General features: G+C 38.6%; 19 protein-coding genes and 2 tRNA genes. 17 read left to right on the top strand and 4 right to left on the bottom strand.

The genetic code is table 11. From position 1 onward, the window contains the following. Positions 1-38 precede the first annotated feature (38 nt). Positions 39-1,349 (top strand): STM4012 family radical SAM protein, encoded by a 1,311-nt coding sequence (locus QCD85_RS16750; RefSeq protein WP_301263381.1) that lies wholly within the window; start codon positions 39-41, stop codon positions 1,347-1,349. A 2-nt stretch (positions 1,350-1,351) separates the two neighbouring features. Next, positions 1,352-2,236: an STM4011 family radical SAM protein gene (locus tag QCD85_RS16745; RefSeq protein ID WP_301263380.1), complete on the top strand. Its 885-nt coding sequence runs from the start codon at positions 1,352-1,354 to the stop codon at positions 2,234-2,236. A gap of 73 nt (positions 2,237-2,309) precedes the next feature. Here the strand turns inward: QCD85_RS16745 and QCD85_RS16740 are convergent, their stop codons facing one another. Beyond that, positions 2,310-4,184 (bottom strand): DUF342 domain-containing protein, encoded by a 1,875-nt coding sequence (locus QCD85_RS16740; RefSeq protein ID WP_301263278.1) that lies wholly within the window; start codon positions 4,182-4,184, stop codon positions 2,310-2,312. A 292-nt stretch (positions 4,185-4,476) separates the two neighbouring features. Between QCD85_RS16740 and QCD85_RS16735 the strand changes: the two genes are divergently transcribed. Both QCD85_RS16735 and QCD85_RS16730 read left to right on the top strand, forming a co-directional pair. After that, positions 4,477-4,550: transfer RNA gene (locus tag QCD85_RS16735), tRNA-Arg, on the top strand. Positions 4,551-4,673: 123 nt separating this feature from the next. Next, positions 4,674-5,684 (top strand): HNH endonuclease, encoded by a 1,011-nt coding sequence (locus QCD85_RS16730; protein ID WP_301263277.1) that lies wholly within the window; start codon positions 4,674-4,676, stop codon positions 5,682-5,684. Positions 5,685-5,808: 124 nt separating this feature from the next. Here the strand turns inward: QCD85_RS16730 and QCD85_RS16725 are convergent, their stop codons facing one another. After that, the gene (locus QCD85_RS16725; RefSeq protein WP_204826715.1) at positions 5,809-6,156 is read right to left on the bottom strand and encodes an aegerolysin family protein; all 348 of its coding nucleotides are present in this window, start codon (positions 6,154-6,156) and stop codon (positions 5,809-5,811) included. 237 nt (positions 6,157-6,393) lie between these two features. Between QCD85_RS16725 and psiE the strand changes: the two genes are divergently transcribed. From psiE to QCD85_RS16710, 3 genes are all read left to right on the top strand, one after another. After that, positions 6,394-6,813 (top strand): phosphate-starvation-inducible protein PsiE, encoded by a 420-nt coding sequence (gene psiE, locus QCD85_RS16720; RefSeq protein ID WP_274172017.1) that lies wholly within the window; start codon positions 6,394-6,396, stop codon positions 6,811-6,813. A 38-nt stretch (positions 6,814-6,851) separates the two neighbouring features. Then, positions 6,852-7,295, top strand: a complete 444-nt coding sequence (locus tag QCD85_RS16715) for a hypothetical protein (protein WP_301263276.1) — start codon at positions 6,852-6,854, stop codon at positions 7,293-7,295. Between the two features lie 257 nt (positions 7,296-7,552). Next, a complete protein-coding gene (locus QCD85_RS16710; protein ID WP_301263275.1) occupies positions 7,553-8,095 on the top strand; it encodes a GNAT family N-acetyltransferase in 543 nt (180 codons plus the stop codon). Between the two features lie 119 nt (positions 8,096-8,214). Here QCD85_RS16710 and QCD85_RS16705 read toward each other — a convergent pair whose 3' ends face one another. Next, complete coding sequence (locus tag QCD85_RS16705) at positions 8,215-9,096, bottom strand: helix-turn-helix transcriptional regulator (RefSeq protein WP_301263274.1); 882 nt, start codon at positions 9,094-9,096, stop codon at positions 8,215-8,217. A gap of 233 nt (positions 9,097-9,329) precedes the next feature. On the opposite strand from QCD85_RS16705, the gene QCD85_RS16700 reads away from it, so the two are divergent. Then, the gene (locus tag QCD85_RS16700) at positions 9,330-10,628 is read left to right on the top strand and encodes a Gfo/Idh/MocA family protein (RefSeq protein ID WP_274172021.1); all 1,299 of its coding nucleotides are present in this window, start codon (positions 9,330-9,332) and stop codon (positions 10,626-10,628) included. Positions 10,629-10,845: 217 nt separating this feature from the next. Next, positions 10,846-12,081 carry a DUF438 domain-containing protein gene (locus QCD85_RS16695; protein ID WP_301263273.1) on the top strand — a complete coding sequence of 412 codons (1,236 nt, stop codon included), beginning with the start codon at positions 10,846-10,848 and terminating at the stop codon, positions 12,079-12,081. Between the two features lie 99 nt (positions 12,082-12,180). Here the strand turns inward: QCD85_RS16695 and QCD85_RS16690 are convergent. Beyond that, positions 12,181-12,254: transfer RNA gene (locus QCD85_RS16690), tRNA-Arg, on the bottom strand. Positions 12,255-12,530: 276 nt separating this feature from the next. On the opposite strand from QCD85_RS16690, the gene QCD85_RS16685 reads away from it, so the two are divergent. The 8 genes from QCD85_RS16685 (at position 12,531) to QCD85_RS16650 (ending at position 22,535) form a co-directional block, all read left to right on the top strand. After that, on the top strand, positions 12,531-13,421 hold the full coding sequence (locus QCD85_RS16685) for a hypothetical protein (protein WP_373461983.1): 891 nt from the start codon (positions 12,531-12,533) through the stop codon (positions 13,419-13,421). A 139-nt stretch (positions 13,422-13,560) separates the two neighbouring features. After that, the gene (gene tig / locus QCD85_RS16680) at positions 13,561-14,877 is read left to right on the top strand and encodes a trigger factor (RefSeq protein WP_273613393.1); all 1,317 of its coding nucleotides are present in this window, start codon (positions 13,561-13,563) and stop codon (positions 14,875-14,877) included. Between the two features lie 214 nt (positions 14,878-15,091). Then, positions 15,092-15,682: an ATP-dependent Clp endopeptidase proteolytic subunit ClpP gene (clpP, locus tag QCD85_RS16675; RefSeq protein WP_069325532.1), complete on the top strand. Its 591-nt coding sequence runs from the start codon at positions 15,092-15,094 to the stop codon at positions 15,680-15,682. Between the two features lie 14 nt (positions 15,683-15,696). Further along, a complete protein-coding gene (gene clpX, locus QCD85_RS16670) occupies positions 15,697-16,953 on the top strand; it encodes an ATP-dependent protease ATP-binding subunit ClpX (protein WP_069325531.1) in 1,257 nt (418 codons plus the stop codon). A 126-nt stretch (positions 16,954-17,079) separates the two neighbouring features. Beyond that, positions 17,080-18,198, top strand: coding sequence for a flavodoxin-dependent (E)-4-hydroxy-3-methylbut-2-enyl-diphosphate synthase (ispG, locus tag QCD85_RS16665; protein WP_204826707.1), 1,119 nt, complete (start codon positions 17,080-17,082; stop codon positions 18,196-18,198). Positions 18,199-18,390: 192 nt separating this feature from the next. Then, entirely contained in the window at positions 18,391-20,748 is a 2,358-nt protein-coding gene (gene lon / locus QCD85_RS16660) for an endopeptidase La (protein WP_273613392.1), read from the top strand. Positions 20,749-21,066: 318 nt separating this feature from the next. Continuing rightward, positions 21,067-21,756 carry a ribosome biogenesis GTP-binding protein YihA/YsxC gene (gene yihA, locus QCD85_RS16655; protein ID WP_301263272.1) on the top strand — a complete coding sequence of 230 codons (690 nt, stop codon included), beginning with the start codon at positions 21,067-21,069 and terminating at the stop codon, positions 21,754-21,756. A gap of 197 nt (positions 21,757-21,953) precedes the next feature. Then, a complete protein-coding gene (locus tag QCD85_RS16650) occupies positions 21,954-22,535 on the top strand; it encodes a non-ribosomal peptide synthetase module (protein ID WP_274172025.1) in 582 nt (193 codons plus the stop codon). The last annotated feature ends 101 nt before the right edge of the window (positions 22,536-22,636 follow it).

Here is a 22,636-nt window from a genome sequence, read left to right as displayed (position 1 = left end):
CAGAATGGACACCTCAGTTGCAGGAATGGGAACAACAGATGAAGAGTGCTCCTTATCGTTCATATCTTTACTCTTATCCACATAAGACAGCGTATCGTGAACTCAGTCCACCGTATTCGTTGCAACAATTATGGGAGCAAGAGCAACTGGAAAGTTATTTTCTTTATATGCATATTCCATTTTGCGGAGCCCGCTGTGGGTTTTGTAATTTATTTACGTTGCCAGATAAGCGGGTTGATGTACATCAGCAATATGTAGATGCGCTGGAACGTCAAGCCAAGCAATGGGCACCACTTGTAGCCAGACGACCTTTTTCACGATTTGCGATTGGTGGAGGTACGCCTACTTTATTACAGCCAGATCAATTGAATCGATTGTTTGATATTGCTGAACATATTATGGGGCTTGATCCTACACATGCTTCGATTTCTGTAGAAACATCGCCGGATACGGTAACACCTGAGCGGTTAGATATTTTGAAGCGTCGCGGAACTGACCGAGTGAGTATGGGGATTCAGAGCTTTGTTGAATCGGAAAGTAAAGCAATCTATCGTCCGCAAAAACCAGAGTTAGTACGTGAAGCGTTGCGGATGTTAGTGGATTATGATTTTCCTTTACTGAATGTAGATCTGATCTATGGATTGCCTGAACAGACGGTAGAGACATGGTTGTATTCAGTAGACCAAGCATTATCGTATAATCCAGGTGAAATATTTATTTATCCATTATATATTCGAGAAAATACCATATTGAAGCCAGGGCATACCGGATTAGAGCAAGATATTCGCTTAGAGTTGTATCATGCTGCTCGTACCCGTCTAGAAGCCGCTGGATATACACAGTACTCGATGCGACGTTTTGCTAAGCCGTTATCTTCCTCTAAGCAACTATTGCCGTATAGCTGTCAGGAAGAAGGGATGGCTGGACTTGGATGTGGAGCACGTTCCTATACTAGAGAGGTGCATTACGCTTCTCATTATGGAGTGAGCGCTGCCACAACACGTAGTATTATCGAAGACTATGTAGCCGCTGAACGTCATGATCAGGCGAATTATGGATTTGTACTGAATCAAGAAGAACGCCAGCGACGTTTTATTCTCAAAGCTATTTTACATCGCGAAGGATTAACGATAGCTGATTATGTAGAACGGTTTGGTCAATCACCACTTACTCATTTCCCAGAATTACACAATTTGATCTGGACAGGGATGGCTGAACTTGTAGAAGACGAGCAACAATCTCAAGTGTTACAACTAACCACTGAAGGGTTAGCTTATTCAGATGGTATCGGAGATTGGTTTATTTCAGACGATGTGTATGCATTGATGGAAGGATATGTAGGCTCATGAGTATGCAGGCAACTATTTATTATCGGGGCAAATTATCTTCGTGCAATTATAGTTGTCCCTATTGTCCGTTTAGCAAAACAGTCGATAGCAAAGAGACATTGATGCAAGATCGTGAACAATTGTCACGCTTTATGGAGTGGGTACGTGAACAACAGCATTATGGTCATCAGCTTTCTATCTTTTTCAATCCTTATGGAGAAGCTCTTGTTCATTCATGGTACCGGGAAGCGATGATTGAATTATCTCATATGAGTCATGTGAACAAAGTGGCTGTGCAGACCAATCTGTCTGTGAAATTAGATTGGACAGCTCAACTGAATCCAACCAAAGTATCGTTTTGGGCAACGTATCATCCAGAACAAGTACGTGAAGATCGATTTGTTGCTCAAGCGATGACATTGTATCAACAAGGCATAGTATTTAGTGCAGGTACAGTCGGATTACGGGAAGCTTTTCCAGCGATTCATCGTTTGCGTGCTCGATTGCCTGAAGATGTCTATGTCTGGGTCAATGCATTCAAAGATCGTCCGCACTATTATAGCGAAGCAGAAGTAAAAGAATTGAGCGGGATCGATCCTTATTTTAGATACAATCTGCAAGATTATGATAGTCTCGGGCAAGCTTGTCAGGCAGGGGAGCATGTTTTTTATGTTCAAGGTTCAGGGATTGTAAAGCGTTGTTATCAAGATAAGCGCGTGATTGGACATCTTTATCGTCATTCTTTGGAAAAGTTATCGCAAGATCGTCCGTGTCAGATGAAAACATGTGGTTGTTATATCGGTTATATTCATATGAAAGATCAACCGTTTGCTTCTATATACGGATCGCATTTGTTGGAGCGTGTACCTCAATCGTATCGTAAGTTAGCTACACCTATACATCTATAACAAAAACCGGAATGGAATATATCCATCACCGGTTTTTGTTTTTTATCGATTCTATTGGTAAAAGAGTATACGTTTATGAAGAAGAAACGCTGGTTTGTTGAGGTACTTGTTGTTGATTTAACATGTACTCCATATTGAACAATTGTTTTTCTACTTTTTCCCAGACGTTTAATTTATAACTATCAATCATAATACAACCGTTATGCATATTGTTCACATACACATGAGTACGTGCTTTGAGTACGCAGTGTGCATTGCTACTACTACCTACATTTTGAGCAACGATTCGATCCATAGCTTCCAGTTGAGAACCACGACATACGGAATGTTCATCTAAAAAAGCGATACTGCCCGCAGAATACAATTCACTTTGGATCACGCCTGCTTGTGTAACTACGATATCGCCATTTGATTTGATAATAGCATTCTGACATTGAGCCATTTCGATACTGACTTTGGTCTCTTGCATACTGGCTACATTGGAATGAAGCTGTTCTAACAATAATCTCATTCGTCCCAAAGTCTGTTCGCAGAAAATATCCGCTACTTGAGCGGATTGAATGATCTGTCGAAGCAATAGCAATAACTGTTCATTTTGTTCAGTCTGCACTTGTTGGATACTTGCAAATACTTGCAATAGATCACGAGCAAGATCAGGAATAATCTTAAATTTGCTTTCTAACAACAACATAATAACCTGTCCATACCGTACCGTTTGTTTACGTGCACGTATTTCATTAGTCAGCAATTGAGCAGCAATCTCTAAGCGTTCCATTTCTTGCTTGAGTTGCTTGGAGACCATATACATTCGATTGAACATCACTCCGAAATACCCTGAATACAACTGACCACTAATCACATTTCCTTTAACCAGAATACTTCCTGTCGCTGTGATTGTAGAATTATACACATTTCCATGAACATAGACATTGCCAAGCGATTCAATAATCATATGATCGGTGACATGACCATGAATAATCACATCACCTGAAAAGACGATATTACCAGTACTAAGATCTACATTGCCTTCCACGATAAAAGCATTAGAAATATCGAATTGATGTACTTTTTTGCCCGTTAAGCGTGGTCTGCCCGGAGTGAGAGCAATAATCTCACCTTTGTCATTCATTTCCGTTGATTCTTTAGCGACCACTATAATATCTTGAGCAGGTGTAGGAGGAAGCATATCTCCATATACGTTATAGCCTGGAATCCCATCGACCAATGCATGTTTGACAGCAATCACATCACCTTCATGAACAGAAGGGATACGGCGATGACTGCGATAATCGATTACACCACCAATTTCATGGAAGATCGTTTCAACTTGTTCAGGAAAAAATAACTCTAATCTTGCATCGATGCCCGGTGTTGACGCTTTGCCACGAGCTACCACCACAGGTTGGTGAGTAGGATGTTCCAATTCTTCCATAATAGCAGCGGTATCCACATGTTTGCGAATCCCTAGCTTCTCAAGTGTATTGATAATATGATTGAATTGCACCACATCAATTACCAGATCTTTGTTCGGTGCAACTTTAATAAAAGCACGATCAGAAGCAGGCAAATCTTGCAGTTCCCATGTATATTTTTCACGCGAATATAGAATGAATGAAGCTTCCATTTGATCGCGAGACACTTTAATTTCAAATAAAGGTGGGTATTTAATATCCCATGTAATAATATCGTCTTCGGTAACTTCTGTTGCTCCATTTAAAGGAATCCCGTTGATCAATAATGTTAAAGGGGAGACTGCACAAATAGTGGCCGGCTTTTTACCTTCATCTGGTGAAGTGACGATAATCTGATGATTCTCCACCTGAATCCATCCATTACCATGAAAAGAATCCGATGCACCAGACTTACGATCTACAGAAGCAGACGATGAATCCAAGTTCATTCGGTTAATAAGTAAGCCCAGTTCCTTTTCGGAGATGGGTGTAGCCATAGGGAATACCTCCATTTCAATTGCTGATAGATACTATAGGAAAATGGAACTGACATGAGTATGTTTGAAAAAATAAGTGGGAGCGTTTGCAAGTAGGAAAAGTATGTATGCGTGGGAGATTCGATATAGGTATATTAATCCACTTTTTTCCAATTGAAACTTATAATTGAATATAAAGTACCACGTATTTCATAAAAAAAACAGGTAATTCTAAGTATATAATAATTTTTTTTGAAATTAAATACATAATAGAGTATAATCAATAATGTTGTATTACATACATAACCTATTTGTCTCAGTAGCTCAGCTGGATAGAGCAACGCCCTTCTAAGGCGTCGGTCGGGGGTTCGAATCCCTCCTGGGACGTATTTTATTAATTACAAACGGATTGATACAATTGAGTTTAGAAGAAATTAGGGATTTGTTCAGGGCGTTGGTCACTGATGCAGAATCCCTTTTTTTATATTTAAAATTAGTAAGGAGTATAAAATGGATAAACAAAAACTTCAAAATGAATTACATAATGAACTTTTAAAAGCAGCAAAAATCGCTAGTAGCATTGGATATAATCCTCATATTTTTAATCAAATGTTAGCAAGTGAAGGAGGATACGCAGTTGCAAAAAAACTAATACACAAAGTTTCTTCAGGATTTGAAAAACTATGGGAAATTAATCGATTAGATTTATCCGCTGAAGCAGTGATGTTAAATCCTAAATTTAAAGACTTATTTACTCAAGAAGAAATAGATACAGCAAAAATGAGATTAAAAGAATTTGGTTACGAGATAGAAGAAATTATCTTACCTATTTTACAGCCAAGTGGTCGTAAAAGAGAATATGATAATTATCAAGATGAAATTAAAGCAAAGGTTATTTACGAGCATCTTGCTAATGGTTTAACACATAGAGAATTAGATGAGAAAGTACTTGGCTTAGATAGAGATAAAAGTAAAGGGTTACAGTCGATGAATATTCTTCATTATTTAGGAATGAAGGCTGATTACAAAGGCATTTTTGAAGGTAAGGAATTAAATGAAGTCTTAAATATCTTAAAAAAGCAAGATGAATCTTTTACAGAAGCAGTTCGATTACTAATATTATTAACTGATGAAGAATTAATAAACAATATTAATTCAGATCTAAAAGCTGAGTTAGAAGAAGAAGGTCATAGGATTGAAGGACAAGTAAAATATTATTATGGTAAACGTTATGAGAGAGATTCTAAAAATAGATTACTAGCAGTTAAAAAGCATGGTTTAAACTGTTATACTTGTGGATTCAATTTTGAAGCAGTATATGGAGAACGTGGTAAGGATTTTATTGAAGTACATCATATTAAACCATTAAGTACATTAGAAGAAGCAACTGAAGTGAACCCTGAGACAGATTTAGTTCCTCTTTGTGCCAATTGTCATCGAATGATACATAGGAGAAAAGAGGAGATACTAAGCCCTGACGAACTCAAAGTATTAATAGAAAAATTCAAGAATGTAACTTGATTCAATCCCTCCTGGGACGTAAAAAAAGAAGTCTTCTCATTATACCAATGGGGAGACTTCTTTCTATATTCAATAACCATAAATAAAAACAGTAAGCATACAATCACTTAGCAATAGATTTCACTTATGTGTTACTAACTAGATAAGTCACATTACATACATTCCCACTACCACCAATCACCTGAACCGTATAAGCAGGTGAACTACTTTGTGCAGAAAATCCGTCTGAACCCACGTATGGATCATCAAAGTACAACGTAATTTCTCCTTGAGGTAACTTGTAATAAATTGTTCCTTCTACCCCTGTTGCGAATCCATCAGAATCTGCTTCAAAATTAACAGGCTTAGCATTGTTTGTTACATTGGTCGGAGAAACCACCCATTCTCCATGAGCTAAATTCGTTTTACTTTCCAAAACCAATTCGCTGTCAGTTACATTAATTACAGAAATGTGTACTTCGCGTTGAGACATACGAAAATCACTCCTCTAATATAAAGTGGTCTTGCAGAACTATAATAATTTAATTTACTAATTTAATCAATATATTTATTTTAAAACATTTTTGGTATAAAAAGTAAAATGTAAGTATGAATGTAAAGCTTTGAATAGTTTCATTGCGGGTTCTCAATTCCGATTGTATAATCTATGGATAGACGAATATATACAAATAAAAGATCGTAGATCGTTATAGAATAGAGGAGGATCACCTTGAAATCGTGGATGAGTCATATTTATAAAATACCTGCTATTTTACAAGGAATATTGAATACTACACTTGTTTTAGTAGGTTTTACACTAACGTTTTTTCTTCTTAAAGAAACATGGTATATTTTTAGCTTTATGTTTATTGATTCAGATGTGGGTAAAACAGATTATGAATTTACAGAACAGCTTTTAGTATTCTTTTTGTATTTCGAATTTATTGCACTGATTATCCAGTATTTTAAAAGTGGATTTCATTTCCCGTTACGCTACTTTATTTATATTGGGATTACTGCGATTATTCGTCTGATCATTATCGACTACACCAACGCATCCAATACATTATTGTGGTCGATCTCGATTGCTGTATTGTTAGGTGCACTGGTACTGGCGAATATGAAAGTCGTACGAAGAGACGAGCATTAAAGACTTATTCATCTAACCCTAATTCTGGAGGAATCCGTATGAGTGAACAAGTGAAAGTATCGCAGCGTACCGCATTGATTTTAGAGCGTCTACGTCGTGATGGAATAACGCAAGAGCAATTGATCGATGCTTTGGAACGCCAAGATATCGCTCCATTAGAGCAAATCACATCATCACAGACTGATTTTCAAGAATGGTTTACTTATGCAATAGAGCATAATGAACCTCTAGTACAGGCAGTAAAAGAAGGATACCGAATCACATTTAATACGATTCAAGGACTGAAAATGTGGTTGGATTATCGCTTTTTGCTTGAAGAAGATGATGATTATACAGAAGGCGAAGGTCGCTTGGATGAGATTACATTGACTGCTGACCAGATTGAGCAATTAAAAGAGGCTATCGCTGTAAATTGGGTAGTGTTAGAACAAGAAGATGGTACAGTATCTCTTGCGCTACGAGGATTGTTACCTGCTTCATAAATACATGTACAATAAAAAGACTTCTATACTCACACTTAGATGATATATCGGTGGAGATCGAAGTCTTTTTATTTTGTTTGGTTTGCGGCTTTTTGAAGCTAGCTTTTTTGATATTAACTTTTTGATTTCAACTTATAATAATGTGATTTTAATAAGTGATCATTTCAATCTATCTTATGCTTCATTTGAACATAGCATTTCATTACGATATGGTATACATAGACTCAAATCAAAAAGAAAACAATAGGAGAACGATGATGCAAAATATTGAAACACAGCGATTGCGATTGAGACATTTTATCGAAGCAGATGCGCAAGGACTTTTAGAATATTTAGGACAGCCACGGGTAAATTGTTTTCTCGATGACAAAATCAATACATTACAAGAAGCTCAATTAAAAATTCAAAAAAGAAGCAAAGATGATTCATATATCGCTGTCTGCCTTAAAGAAACGAATGAGTTGATCGGAGAATTATTTGCGTTAAAAGAAGAACCGGATACGTATTGTGTCGGCTGGAACTTCAATGCTCGGTTTGAAGGCAAAGGGTATGCCAGTGAAAGTGTACAGGCGTTGTTTCAATACCTATTTACACAGATGCAAGCGAGAAGATTATATGCTTATGTTGAAGATGATAATTATAGATCACAGAAATTATGTGAACGATTTAAAATGCGTCAAGAAGGTTGTTTTGTAGAATTTGTATCTATGACCACGTATGAAGACGGCACTCCCAAATATGAGAATACTTTTCAATATGCATTGCTCAAAAAAGAGTGGTTACAACATCAGTCTATGTAGTCACCACTTAATTGTATATTCAAAAATCGCATATGCAAAAGAATGTTTGTAGATAGAAGTTTCTTTGACAGAAATATTAAAATATATGCAAAAGGTAGCTCATCTTATACACTGCATGTTTATCTATTTACACCTATATGTTTGGCAGAAGCCCGGTATTCCCGAGGACTGACCTGAGATAAATGCTTAAACATTTTACCAAAATGCGAAAAGTTACCGAAGCCCACTGTATTTGCGATATCGATAACTTTAAGCTCAGATTCTCGTAACAATCGTTGTGCTTCCTGTATACGAACTGTATTCAAATATTCGGTGATACTGAATCCTGTTGTTTTTTTGAAAATACGACTAAGGTATGACGGGCTTAAATGAAATTGATCTGCTAGTAAAGGTAAAGAGATTTCCTGCTGGTAATGAGACTTGATATAGCGAGCCACTTCAGACATATGTTGATGAGCTTCAGTTCCGATAGGGGCAGGGAGCTGAGGCTGTTCGCGATGCAGACGAGCACAAGTAATTAGTAATTCAGTTACAATACACTGCATACATAATTCATACCCTGGTGCTTGAACAGTTAACTCACGCAATAGTTGTTGTACAAGAGGATTCAGATGAGATTGTTCTCGTGTAGATAAATGAAAAACAGGTTGCTTGGACTGGAATAAAGATAATATCCATGCACGATGCCCGGCAAAATGTTGTTCAGCAAAATGATCATTAAAGTACATCACAATTCGTTCATGTTCAGGCAGTTCAGCAGGAAGTGTACGATGCAATTCATTTTTGGCGATAAATACAAGATCTCCTTGTTGCACACGATAGATCTGATCTCGTATAAAATAATGGCGCTCACCTGATAACAAAATGTACACTTCATAATGAGGATGAAAATGCTCATGAGTCATCGCAAAATAATCGCTTCGTCCCGCATATTCTACAGTGAGCGCATTCGGCGTCTGCGTATCAGTCAAGCTTGATCCTGTCTTATATCCATGATTCATATCTAGCTTCCTCCTGCTCGATAAAATCCATCAGCTTTTATGTGCCATATCTATTTATCTAGTCTATCTGTCTATCTGTCTATCTACATATCTGTAAGCGTTATCTTTAAATGAGTATATCACAACAAAATAAGCGGTATATATGAAATAAAACAAGATTTGCGGAGAAATACAATGCTTTATTTGCTACTCTTTTTATAACCAATGATAAAGTAATGAGAGGGGAAAATAGCATGACATTGAAAAAATATGTATTAGTAGGTACAGGTGGACGGGCTGAATTTTTTTATGGAGCTATAGCAAATACATATCGAGATACGTCGGAATTAGTGGGACTATGTGATATCAATCTCACTCGCGCCCGTCATGCTAATCAATTACTACAAAATAAATACAATTACCATGCTGTAGATCTATATACCGCAGATCAATTTGAACAGATGATTCATGACAAACGTCCAGATGTTGTGATCGTGACCAGTGTCGACCGTACCCATCATCGTTATATTATCAAAGCACTGGAATTGGGATGCGATGTAATTACCGAAAAACCTATGACAGTCGATGAGCATAAGTGTCAGGATATTATTGATGCTGTGGAACGCACCGGTCAGAAAGTAAGAGTGACATTCAATTATCGTTATGCTCCTCATCATACCAAAGCACGTGAATTGATCGCAGACGGTACGATTGGTGATATCACTTCTGTCCATTTTGAATGGTTGCTTAATACAGAACATGGAGCAGACTATTTCCGTCGCTGGCATCGAGACAAGCGCAACAGCGGTGGATTATTAGTCCACAAATCAACCCATCATTTTGATCTGGTTAACTTCTGGATCGGTTCACAGCCGGATACAGTATTTGCGATGGGAGACTTATTGTTTTATGGTCGTGAAAATGCAGAAGAACGAGGCGAAACGAATTTCTATGCACGTTCTACAGGAAGCGAAGTCGCTAAAAATGATCCATTCGCTTTACCACTGGACACCAATCCTAATCTAAAAGCGATGTATCTGGATGCCGAACATGAAGATGGCTATATTCGGGATCAGAGTGTGTTTGGAGATGGAATTAATATTGAAGATACAATGAGTGTTGTGGTGCGTTACAAAAATAAAGCGATGCTAACCTATTCGTTAAATGCGTATATGCCCTGGGAAGGATACCGTATTGCTTTTAACGGAACCAAAGGACGTATCGAAATGGAAGTCGTCGAAAAATCTTATGTCAATGCAGGCGGAGAAAAAGCAGACGAAGGTGCTCTCAAACGCAAAACGATCAAAGTGTTCCCGATGTTCGCTGAAGCCTATGAAGTGCAAGTGGAAGAAAAAGAAGGCGGACATGGTGGAGGTGATCCTGTGCTTCTAAACGATCTATTCGGCGAACCTGTTGAAGACCCTTTCCACCGCGCAGCCGATCATGTGGATGGAGCACGCTCGATTCTAACAGGAATTGCGGCTAACCAATCGATCCGTACCGGCTTACCTGTCAAAATCGATGGTTTGGTTCATTTTAATCAATCCAAGTGATATGCAAACATTATCAATTTAGAGATCAAACACAATAGATAAGAAAAAGCCCTTCTCTCTTCAATAAGAAGGGCTTTTTTTCTATGTCTATTCATCCTCCTCATAGTGATTACAATCACTACCTTGAATATATGCACATGTTACGATTCATTTGAGAATAATTCTCAATAAACAGAATGATAGCCAAGCATGATCGATAAGGAAGGATTGAACTATAATGAGTGAACTGATCAACAACCGGGAACATCGGAGTCCCTTAGAGGATACACGTCAACAGATGCTAAAAGAAATTATTAAAGAATTGCATCAAGGTAAAAGTACTGAAGAAGTCAAAGCCAGATTTACAGAAGCAGTAGGTGATATTACGGTCGAAGAAATTTCTAGCTTGGAACAATCATTAATGGAAGATGAAGGCATTCCTGTGGAAGAAGTGCAACGGTTATGTAGTGTACATGCAGCGATTTTCAAAGGATCGATTCAAGATATTCATCGTGTTCACAGACCAGAAGAACAACCCGGACATCCTGTTTATCTATTAAAAAAAGAAAATGCAGAATTAGAACGGTTATTGCATTTCTCTATCAGTCTGCATCTAGATCAATTTCGCAAATCAGATGCCGAGCATAACCGTCTCAAATTACTGGAAGATTTGAGCTTATTGTATGATGTAGATAAGCATTATAGCCGTAAAGAAAATTTGATTTTTCCATTTTTAGAAAAGTACGGTATTTTCGGGCCGACCAAAGTAATGTGGGGTGTCGATGATGCGATTCGTGGAGCGATCAAAGAAGCCAAACAGTTGTTAACGACTTATCAAGGCAATGCTGATGAAGTGATTGCTTGTATAGAGCAAGTCAGCCGCGAAGTTAGCGAAATGATTTTTAAAGAAGAACATATTTTATTGCCGATGGCATTGGACAAATTAACAGAAGATGAGTGGGTATCGATCGCTCGTGAAAGTGATCAGATTGGATTTTGCTTAATAGAATCGGATTCGCAGTGGAAGCCTGATCGCCAGCCATTACCTCTAGCTTCTACAGAAGAACATTCAGGTTATATTCATTTACCAACAGGTATACTTTCGGTACAACAACTTGAACTGATGATGAATCATTTACCTGTAGATCTTACATTTATAGACGAAAATGATGTAGTTCGTTATTTCTCTCATGGCAAAGAACGGATCTTTGCACGAACCAAAGCAGTGATCGGTCGCACGGTACAAAATTGTCATCCTCCGCAAAGTGTACATGTAGTTGAAGAACTTTTACGAGATTTCAAAGCAGGGATTAAAGATATCGAAGATTTCTGGATTCCTTTAAAAGATCAATTTATCTATATCCGTTATTTTGCTATTCGTGATGAAGCAGGCACCTATATGGGAACATTAGAATTTACCCAAAATATCAAACCTATTCAAGCGCTAGAAGGACAAAAGCGCATTTTATCCTGATCATATATGTATAAAGGATATAATAAAAAAGAACAGTACCACAATAAAAATACAAAAAAAGAAGTATTCTATAATGAAATAGAATACTTCTTTTTGGTACGTCCCAGGAGGGATTCGAACCCCCGACCGACGCCTTAGAAGGGCGTTGCTCTATCCAGCTGAGCTACTGAGACAAATAAAATATGCGTTTGAAGCGCAACAAAAGTATTATAGCATAATATAAATAGGTAAGACAACACTTTTTTTAGATTGTAAAATAACGTAATGCAACGAGGGAAGAACGATTACATACTTTTTGAAGCAGGGACAAGCTATGTTATAATCATAAAATCGTAACGCTTATATTGATATTTTCGTAATATTAAATATACAGTTAGCATTGAAATGTAGGAGGTGCTATTATAACGGACTCAACGAATTCACATACAGAATCATCTGGAAATGTTATTTTGTTTCCCAAAACGTTAGATTTTTATCAGATTGAATTAACAAATATGTTAGAAACCGAACGTTATGGCGAAGCGATGTCTTTGCTTGATTTTTTACTGCATTGTCAGGGACAAAGCGACCAGCAAATCGAAGAGTGGGAATCGCTATTAGGTTGGTTACGGATGAGCTTTCCAGAAGCAGCGATCCAAAATAGTTCTTTGGATCAACAAGAAGAGGAAGAGAACCATCCAGATAGTGATACGATGATGCGAGATCGTATCAAAGGGAAACAATCAGCAGATCATTCGTATGAATCCCAACTACTGGAGACAGCCATGCAACAGCCTGTCACCGAGCGCACGTTGTTAGCGCTTGAACAGCTATCTTATTTGGATCAGCCAAAGATTGATGACGAGTTGATTGAATGGTTGCAGACAGGTAAGCAACATCCTTTAATTCAATTCCGTATTTTGCAAACGTTGCGTAGACGTGGGCATTTGGGTAATGTAAGCTTTGAACGTGATCATGAATGGATTGAAGTCGAAGTGGAAAATGTTCCGTTAGAACCTGCTGAGTTTCCTTTACCGGTTATTCAGATTTTGGAGCGTGTCGCTGATAAGACGGAAAGCGATGCACCAAACTTATTTTACTTTGCTCAAGAATTATGGTCACAGTTTATGATGGGCATATACGGTACATCTAATTATCAGTTGATCGCAAGAGGCGATGATGCTGAACTTGATATTTGGGCAGCGGCTCTTCATCAGACCGTTTCTGAGACATTAGAAGGTAGCAAGGAAGAAGAAAGTATCCGTTTACTATACGGGGTAACAGATAATATTCGCTTCCGCTATGAACAAGCTTATCGCGCTATGCACCAATTTGTGTCAGGACAATTGCCACGTTCTTGATCTAAGAACACAGAGTCCAGACCATCAAAGGAATCACGCTTGAAAAACCATCGATAGTTGTATATACTATAATGGTTATTCTGTACGTGAAATTAACATTTATACAATGTGAAATATTTTTTGGAGGGGAATACTTGAAATGACAGCAAAATGGGAAAAAACAGAAAAGAACCTTGGGGTTCTTGAGGTAGAAGTAGGTGCAGAGCGTGTAAGCGCGGCACTTGATAAAGCATTCACTACAGTAGTTAAAAAAACCAGCATCCCTGGTTTCCGCAAAGGTAAAGTGCCTCGGTCTATTTTTGAAGCACGCTTTGGCGTAGAAAGTCTTTATAACGATGCAATCGATATCTTGCTTCCAGAAGCTTACTCTGAAGCTGTTGACGAAGCAGATATTTTCCCTGTGGATCGTCCTGAAATCGAAATCGAGCAATTCGCAAAAGGCGAAACTTTCAAATTTAAAGCTAAAGTTACTGTAAAACCTGAAGTTAAATTGGGCGAATACAAAGGACTAGAAGTACCAGTTGCTAAAGCTGAAGTTAGCGAAGAAGACGTGAACGAAGAATTGACACGTTTGCAACAACGTCATGCTGAATTGTCTGTACTTGAAGAAGGCGCTGCTGAAAATGGAGACGTTGTTGTTATCGACTTCGACGGTTCTGTAGATGGCGTTCAATTCGAAGGTGGACAAGCAGAGCGTTATTCTCTTGAATTGGGTTCTAACTCCTTTATTCCAGGATTTGAAGAGCAAGTAGTTGGTATGGCTACTGGCGACTTCAAAGACGTAAGTGTAACTTTCCCAGACAGCTACCATGCGGTAGAACTTGCTGGTAAAGATGCAGTATTCAAAGTAAAAGTTCACGAAATCAAACGCAAAAACCTTCCTGAATTGGACGATGAGTTTGCTAAAGATGTAAGTGAATTTGATACACTTGATGAGTTCAAAGCAGATTTGAAATCTCAAATTGCTACTCGTAAAGAAAACGAAGTAAAAGCAGCAAAAGAATCAGCAGCAGTAGAAAAAGCAGCTGAAAATGCTGAAGTAGAAATTCCAGAAGCGATGATCAGCTCCGAAACAGAAAACATGGTTCGTGATTTTGACAACCGTCTTCGTCAACAAGGTATGAACCTTGAAATGTACACAGGATTCTCTGGTCAAACAACAGATGATCTTAAAGAGCAAATGAAAGAAGAAGCTTCCAAACGCGTTCGTAACAACCTAGTGTTGGAACAAATCGCTAAAGAAGAAAATATCGAAGTTTCTGAAGAAGAAGTAACTGCGGAATTGGAAAAAATGGCTGGACAATTCCAACGTGATGCTGAAGAAGTTCGTAACATTCTTGCTGCGAATGGTTCTCTTGCAAGTCTTTCTGACGAAATCAAATTGCGCAAAACAATCGAAATCTTGGTAGACAACAGCAAAGAAGTTGAGCCTGTAGCTGCTGAGAAAGCTGAGTAATTTTTAACTTTATATGAACGTTGCAAATATTTGCAACCTTTTCAGATAAGGCACGTATACATTTGCGTGCCTTATTTTTACCTATTTATAGATAAAATGATTAGCACTGAAAAAATGACATGAGACCTTGTACATGTTAAAATGGTTCTGTGTCATTATTTCTATGCATTTTTATATGCCCTATATTTTATGACAAAGAAAAGAGGTTGGTCTTATGAGTCTAGTACCTATGGTTGTCGAACAAACCAGTAGAGGTGAACGATCTTACGATATTTATTCAAGATTGCTCAAAGACCGTATCGTGTTTCTGAGCACGGCGATTGATGATGATGTAGCCAATCTCATTATTGCACAACTATTGTTTTTAGCTGCGGAAGATCCAGAGAAAGACATTCATCTATACATCAACTCTCCTGGTGGTTCTGTCACAGCAGGGATGGGTATATACGATACAATGCAATTCATTAAGCCAGATGTATCTACGATCTGTATCGGTATGGCTGCAAGTATGGGTTCACTGTTGTTAACAGCAGGTGCACCAGGTAAACGTTATGCATTGCCGAACAGTGAAGTGATGATTCATCAACCGCTTGGTGGTATTAGCGGACAAGCATCAGATATGAAAATCCATGCTGAATGGATTATCAAAACACGTCAAAAATTGAACCAAATTTATGTAGAACGTACGGGGCAATCTTTAGACAAGATTGAAAAAGATACCGATCGCGATTATTTCTTAGAAGCTGAGGAAGCGAAAGCTTACGGAATTATAGATCAAATTCTCACTCGTCCGATCACAAGCTAAAGAGGGGTGCTTACATGTTTAAATTTAATGATGAAAAAGGACAGCTTAAATGTTCTTTTTGCGGAAAATCTCAAGATCAGGTCCGTAAGCTTGTAGCAGGTCCTGGTGTTTATATATGTGACGAATGTATCGAACTTTGCACAGAGATCGTAGAAGAGGAATTGGGACATGAAGAAGAGTTAGATCTTAAAGATATCCCAAAACCACAAGAAATCCGTGCGATTTTGGATCAATACGTTATCGGACAAGATCAAGCGAAAAAATCATTGTCTGTAGCTGTATATAATCACTACAAACGTGTAAATTCACAAAGTAAAATTGAAGATGTAGAATTGCAAAAAAGTAACATTATGCTTGTAGGACCAACAGGTTCTGGTAAAACGTTACTTGCGCAAACAATGGCTCGTATTTTGAACGTACCATTCGCGATTGCAGATGCAACTTCATTAACAGAAGCTGGTTATGTAGGGGAAGATGTTGAAAATATCTTGCTCAAACTAATCCAAGCTGCTGATTATGATGTAGAAAAAGCAGAACGCGGTATTATTTATATCGATGAAATTGATAAAGTAGCTCGTAAATCTGAAAATCCTTCAATCACTCGTGATGTATCCGGTGAAGGTGTTCAGCAAGCATTGCTGAAAATCCTTGAAGGTACGGTTGCTTCTGTTCCACCACAAGGCGGACGTAAGCATCCTCATCAAGAATTTATTCAAATCGATACCACTAACATCTTGTTTATCGTAGGTGGTGCTTTTGACGGTCTTGAGCAATATATCAAACGCCGGATCGGTAAAAAAGTAATCGGTTTTAACTCTAACAATGAAGGTCAAAAAGAATTGAAAGCAGGCGAATACCTAAGTATGGTATTGCCAGAAGATTTGCTTAAATTCGGTTTGATTCCTGAATTTGTAGGACGTCTACCAGTTATTTCTGCTCTAGAACCACTAGATGAAGAAACATTGGTACGCATTTTGTCTGAACCTAAAAATGCATTGGTAAAACAATATTCCAAAATGCTGGAAATGGACAATGTAGAATTAGTATTTGAACAAGGTGCACTTGAAGCGATCTCCCGTGAAGCGATCAAACGTAACACTGGTGCTCGTGGACTTCGTGCCATCATCGAAAGCATTATGCTTGATGTGATGTATGAAGTACCGTCTCGTGATGATGTAACCAAATGTGTGATTACTCAGCAAGTTGTTGAGGATAAAGTGGTTCCTGAGTTACAGACAGGCAAAGATAAAAAGCAAGAAGAAAGTGCATAATAACTTAACGATCAATGGTTGAGTATGCGTTTCTTCTATGATGTTCATAGATAACGCGCCGGCCTTTTTCCTTTGCAGGATGAAGGCTGGTTTGCGATTAAGCCCACATGTAAGGGAGCAAAAAAAATGTTTTTGAGAGAAAACACAAGACCGGTCAAAGTCGGAGATTTGACAATTGGCGGCAGTAATGAAGTTCTGATTCAAAGTATGTGTACCACCAAAACAGCAGATGTAGAAGCGACTGTAGCTGAAATACTACGTCTGGAAGAAGCAGGTTGTCAGTTGGTGCGTGTAACAGTCAACAATGAAGAAGCAGCAGCGGCAATCAAAGAGATCAAAAAACGCATTCATATCCCTCTTGTAGCAGATATTCATTTCAATCATAAATTAGCTTTACTTGCGATTGAAAATGGAATCGACAAAGTACGTATTAATCCGGGTAATATCGGTAGACGTGATAAAGTCGAAGCTGTTGTACGTGCATGTAAAGAAAAAAATATTCCAATTCGTATCGGAGTTAATGCCGGTTCACTGGAAAATCATTTGCTTGAGAAATATGGTTACCCAACACCAGAAGCAATGGTAGAAAGTGCATTATTCCATATCGGTATTTTGGAAGAATTGGATTTCCATGATATTATCGTTTCACTTAAAGCATCTGATGTGCCTATGGCGATCGAAGCTTATAGTCAAGCAGCGAAAGTGATTCCTTATCCGCTTCATTTAGGAATTACAGAAGCAGGAACATTGAATGCAGGAACGATCAAAAGTTCTGCGGGTATTGGTGCACTTTTAGCACTAGGTATCGGTTCTACTGTTCGTATCTCATTGAGTGCCGATCCTGTAGAAGAAGTAAAAGTAGCTCGTGAACTACTCAAAACATTCGGCTTGATTACGAATGCAGCAACATTGGTATCTTGTCCGACTTGCGGACGTTTGGATATTGATCTGTTTTCGATAGCCAATGAAGTTGAAGAGTATATTTCCAAATTGAAAGTGCCGATCAAAGTATCTGTACTGGGTTGTGCGGTAAATGGACCAGGTGAAGCGAAAGAAGCCGATATCGGTATCGCTGGTGCTCGTGGAGAAGGACTTCTTTTCCGCTATGGTAAAATGATCCGTAAAGTACCCGAAGCAGATATGGTCGTAGAATTGAAAAAAGAAATCGATGCAATTGTTGTAGCGTTTGAAGCGACAGGGAAAATTCCGGGTCGTGAAGAGCGTCATGCACCTGCAACGAAGTAAATGTATAGACTAATGTAATAAAGCATACGTAAAGATACTGGTGGAGGAAGTTGCCTCAATCAGTATCTTTTTTTACATGAATTTCTGCAAAATCAGATCGGTTGGAGGATCATTGGTTTTTCAATGTGATATTTGGTAAACTAGGAATGATATAGGCAGTATGATACGCACAAGCATAGGAGGATGAAAGCGATGGGACCAAATAAAAATAAGGGGCGTCGTTTTCCTTTACTGCCTTTGAGAGGACTACTTGTCTATCCAAGTATGGTATTACATCTGGATGTAGGACGAGATAAATCTGTAAAGGCATTAGAAAAAGCGATGGTTGACGATAATTTAATTCTTCTTTGTTCGCAATCGGAAGTCAGCATCGAAGAGCCGAGCCAGGATGAGATTTTTAGAATCGGAACGGTAGCTAAAGTCAGACAAATGTTGAAGCTGCCTAATGGAACGATTCGTGTACTGGTAGAAGGTTTGGAACGTGCAGAGATTATTCAATATATTGATAATGAAGAATACTATGAAGTGCAAGCAAAAGAACTACCAGAAGAAGAAACCAATGATCCGGAAGTCAGTGCATTGATGCGGACCGTATTGACTCAATTTGAACATTATATTAATTTGTCCAAAAAGGTAACGCCAGAGACATTAGCAGCGGTATCTGATATTGAAGAACCCGGTCGATTGGCAGATGTGATTACCAGTCACTTATTGATCAAAATCAAAGACAAACAAGATATTTTGGAAACGGTTGATGTTCGTGCGCGTCTGGAACGTTTGTTAGATATTTTGAATAATGAACGTGAAGTATTAGAATTGGAACGCAAAATCAATCAACGTGTTAAAAAGCAAATGGAAAAAACGCAACGTGAATATTATTTACGTGAACAAATGAAAGCGATCCAAAAAGAACTAGGTGAAAAAGAAGGTCGAGCTGGCGAAGTCGAAGAGTTACGTCAACAATTATCCGAAATTTCGGTACCTGAAAAAGTACAAGAAAAGATCGAAAAAGAAATCGATCGTCTGGAGAAAATGCCTGCCAGTTCTGCTGAAGGTAGTGTTATTCGTAACTATGTTGACTGGTTGATCAGCTTACCGTGGTCGAAATCGACAGATGATGATCTGGATCTTCATCATGCAGAAGCGATTTTGAACGAAGATCATTATGGACTTGATAAGCCCAAAGAACGGGTGCTTGAATATTTAGCAGTACAGAAATTAGTGAAAAAGCTAAAAGGACCTATTCTTTGTCTTGTAGGGCCTCCGGGTGTTGGTAAAACATCATTAGCACGTTCGATTGCCAAGTCTTTAGGACGCGAATTTGTTCGTATCTCACTTGGTGGCGTGCGTGATGAAGCTGAGATTCGTGGTCATCGTCGTACGTATGTAGGAGCGATGCCTGGACGTATTATTCAAGGGATGAAAACAGCAGGTTCGACCAATCCTGTCTTCCTGATGGATGAGATCGACAAAATGGCTTCTGATTTCCGTGGAGATCCTTCAGCGGCATTGTTGGAAGTGCTTGATCCCGAGCAAAACAATACGTTTAGTGATCATTTTGTTGAAGTTCCGTTTGATCTATCCAACGTTATGTTTGTGACAACAGCAAATAGTGTGCAAAGTATTCCTCGTCCGTTATTGGATCGGATGGAGATGCTTTCTATTCCTGGATATACTGAACTTGAGAAAATGCAGATCGCTAAGCAGTATCTATTGCCTAAGCAGACCGAAGAACATGGTCTAACTCCTGAGCAATTAGAAATTGGCGAAGATGCACTGTTACGTATGATTCGTGAGTATACACGTGAATCGGGTGTGCGTAATTTAGAACAACAAGTAGCTGCACTTTGTCGTAAAGCAGCCAAAGCAATCGTCTCTGATAATTTAGAAAAAGTATCTATTGAACCGGATCAGATTAAAGATTATCTAGGCGTACCTAAATTCCGTTATGGTCTGATTGAAAAAGAAGATCAAGTCGGTAGTGTCACTGGACTTGCTTGGACAGAAGTAGGCGGAGAAACGCTAACGATTGAAGTCACCGTTGTACCGGGTAGTGGTAAATTAATGCTGACAGGTAAATTAGGCGATGTGATGAAAGAATCAGCGCAAGCTGCATTCAGTTACACTCGTTCCAAAGCCAAAGACCTGCATATTGCAGACGATTTCCATGAGAAAAATGATATCCATATTCATATTCCAGAAGGCGCTATCCCTAAAGACGGTCCTTCTGCCGGTATTACGATTGCAACTGCACTAATCTCGGCTCTAACCGGTCGCCCTGTATCTAAAGAAGTCGCCATGACAGGTGAAATCACACTGCGTGGACGTGTACTCCCTATCGGTGGTCTCAAAGAAAAAACATTAGCTGCTCACCGTGCAGGCTACAAAAAAATCCTACTTCCCATGGATAACGAACGCGACTTACGTGACATTCCAGAAAGCGTAAGAAACGATCTTACCTTTGTTCCAGTATCTCATATGGATCAGGTGCTAGAAGAAGCTCTTATCGCTCCCAAAGAAACACCTGAAACGATCCAACCTTTAATCTAAACCACTCAATTTAATAACAAACTACCAACGGAATCGTTCTATAAGCAGTAAAATAGAGCGATTCCGTTTATTTGATGTGCTATACTATTACTAATCCGTTGATGGAGCAGAGTATCTTTTGTAGCACGGAACGAAGCAAACGGAATTATTCGATAGAAGCGAAGCGCTCGCCTTTAAGATCAAATATCTACTGCGACCAGCAGTATTTCAAGATATTTGATCTTAACAGCGATCGACAGAATAATCCGTTTGTGAAGTGGTCAAGCTACTTGATCCGATGCTTACCTTCAACTTCTAACTAAAGGGGAACTTGTAATTATGAAAGTAAATAGCGCGGAATTTATTATTAGCGCGGTGCGTCCGAACCAATACCCGGAAGATGGGTTGCCAGAGATTGCTCTAGCAGGACGATCTAATGTAGGTAAATCTTCTATGACTAACCGTTTGATTAGCCGTAAAAACCTGGCACGTACCAGTGCAACACCGGGTAAAACACAACATCTAAACTACTATATGATCAATGAATCGATGTATTTCGTCGATTTTCCTGGATATGGTTATGCCAAAGTTTCTAAAAGTCAGCGTGAAGCATGGGGTAAAATGATTGAAAAATATTTACTTGAACGCGAAACATTACGTATGGTTGTACTGGTGATCGATCTTCGCCATCCACCTTCCAAAGACGATGTAATTATGTATGAGTGGCTTAAATACTATGAACGGGATGTATGTATCGTTGCTACCAAAGCCGATAAGATTCCACGTAGTAAATGGGACAAGCATATCAAAATCGTTAAACATGGTTTGAGCTTTGTACCGGAAGATGATTTTGTACTGTTTTCATCTGAAACAGGATTGGGTAAAGATGAACTATGGTCCGTCATCGAACGTTATGCTTTTGCACTTCCTGAGTCAGAAGATGATGAAGAAGTAGCGCAAGTGGAGACAGAGAACGAAGATCATCCGTTAGAAATGGAAGAGTCCAAACCCCCTCAAAGCAATCAATAAAGTCACGAACAGGTCAGCAAAACGAAGAAGTTTGTATAGAAAAGTGAGTATTCAGGCCGTTCTTTAGAACTTTACGGGGATTGTTCCGTTTTTTTCTGGAATATGGTGAAAATAGTTCATCTTGATCACAAGCAAGGCGTTTCGCAGATGATGTATAATGAATATATTGGAATGTTAAAAGAATTGAGGAGATTTTTATGGCTCAGCGGTTAGCCACAGAATATATTAAAGCCAGTTTACAGTTGTCGAAAGCTCAAATGTCCCAGTTTGTCCATTATGCCGAAGATCCTCAGATCCACCATCGGGTAAAAATACTTGATAACGGAAATCAGGAAATTGTTCTCGGAGTGAAAAACGGAGAAGAAGTGCATTTACCTTTTGACCTCAGAGAAGGAAGCTATGTCTGTGAGTTATCTTTCCGCTTGGTAAATCCGCAGTTAACCAACATCATTCGCAAACTATTTGTTGCTTTCAAAGGCAATGGAATAGTCAATCGAATCTATGATGGATTTATCATGAGATACCATTATCAACAAGGCTCTGTTCGTCAGATTGTGGAATGTATAGGCGAACAAGAGAAAATGATCTACCAACACAAACATACAGCAATAGATATGAAAAGCCAGTGGCAATCCGTATCTGTTGAGACTGATATTGAATTGGTACGAAGTATTGTAGATCGTCTGTTGGACCAACGTTTAGCTTCACAAGGTCCGTATGAACAGATTGATCAAGAGCTACGTATTCAATCCCAACGATTGTTCGGTATGGAAGCTTAACTACGAATCATAGTGTCTGTTTTCCTTTTGAGGAAAGCAGGCTTTTTTATTATAAAAATATTATATTTATACATAAAAATGCATGCTAAATCAGATAAAAT

The sequence above is a fragment of the Paenibacillus sp. PsM32 genome (assembly GCF_030433815.1).
Lineage (GTDB): Bacteria > Bacillota > Bacilli > Paenibacillales > Paenibacillaceae > Saccharibacillus > Saccharibacillus kyungheensis.
This window is presented reverse-complemented; position numbering and strand designations above follow the sequence as displayed.

Excerpts from the sequence above, each read along its gene's own strand:
- QCD85_RS16725 (WP_204826715.1), bottom strand. The coding sequence starts at position 6,156 with ATGTCTCAACGCGAAGTACACATTTCTGTAATTAATGTAACTGACAGC.
- QCD85_RS16710 (WP_301263275.1), top strand. The coding sequence starts at position 7,553 with ATGCAAAATATTGAAACACAGCGATTGCGATTGAGACATTTTATCGAA.
- clpP (WP_069325532.1), top strand. The coding sequence starts at position 15,092 with ATGAGTCTAGTACCTATGGTTGTCGAACAAACCAGTAGAGGTGAACGA.
- QCD85_RS16695 (WP_301263273.1), top strand. The coding sequence starts at position 10,846 with ATGAGTGAACTGATCAACAACCGGGAACATCGGAGTCCCTTAGAGGAT.
- yihA (WP_301263272.1), top strand. The coding sequence starts at position 21,067 with ATGAAAGTAAATAGCGCGGAATTTATTATTAGCGCGGTGCGTCCGAAC.
- QCD85_RS16745 (WP_301263380.1), top strand. The coding sequence starts at position 1,352 with ATGCAGGCAACTATTTATTATCGGGGCAAATTATCTTCGTGCAATTAT.
- QCD85_RS16715 (WP_301263276.1), top strand. The coding sequence starts at position 6,852 with ATGAGTGAACAAGTGAAAGTATCGCAGCGTACCGCATTGATTTTAGAG.
- QCD85_RS16730 (WP_301263277.1), top strand. The coding sequence starts at position 4,674 with ATGGATAAACAAAAACTTCAAAATGAATTACATAATGAACTTTTAAAA.
- lon (WP_273613392.1), top strand. The coding sequence starts at position 18,391 with ATGGGACCAAATAAAAATAAGGGGCGTCGTTTTCCTTTACTGCCTTTG.
- QCD85_RS16700 (WP_274172021.1), top strand. The coding sequence starts at position 9,330 with ATGACATTGAAAAAATATGTATTAGTAGGTACAGGTGGACGGGCTGAA.
- QCD85_RS16740 (WP_301263278.1), bottom strand. The coding sequence starts at position 4,184 with ATGGCTACACCCATCTCCGAAAAGGAACTGGGCTTACTTATTAACCGA.
- tig (WP_273613393.1), top strand. The coding sequence starts at position 13,561 with ATGACAGCAAAATGGGAAAAAACAGAAAAGAACCTTGGGGTTCTTGAG.
- ispG (WP_204826707.1), top strand. The coding sequence starts at position 17,080 with ATGTTTTTGAGAGAAAACACAAGACCGGTCAAAGTCGGAGATTTGACA.
- clpX (WP_069325531.1), top strand. The coding sequence starts at position 15,697 with ATGTTTAAATTTAATGATGAAAAAGGACAGCTTAAATGTTCTTTTTGC.
- QCD85_RS16750 (WP_301263381.1), top strand. The coding sequence starts at position 39 with ATGAAGAGTGCTCCTTATCGTTCATATCTTTACTCTTATCCACATAAG.
- QCD85_RS16650 (WP_274172025.1), top strand. The coding sequence starts at position 21,954 with ATGGCTCAGCGGTTAGCCACAGAATATATTAAAGCCAGTTTACAGTTG.
- QCD85_RS16705 (WP_301263274.1), bottom strand. The coding sequence starts at position 9,096 with ATGAATCATGGATATAAGACAGGATCAAGCTTGACTGATACGCAGACG.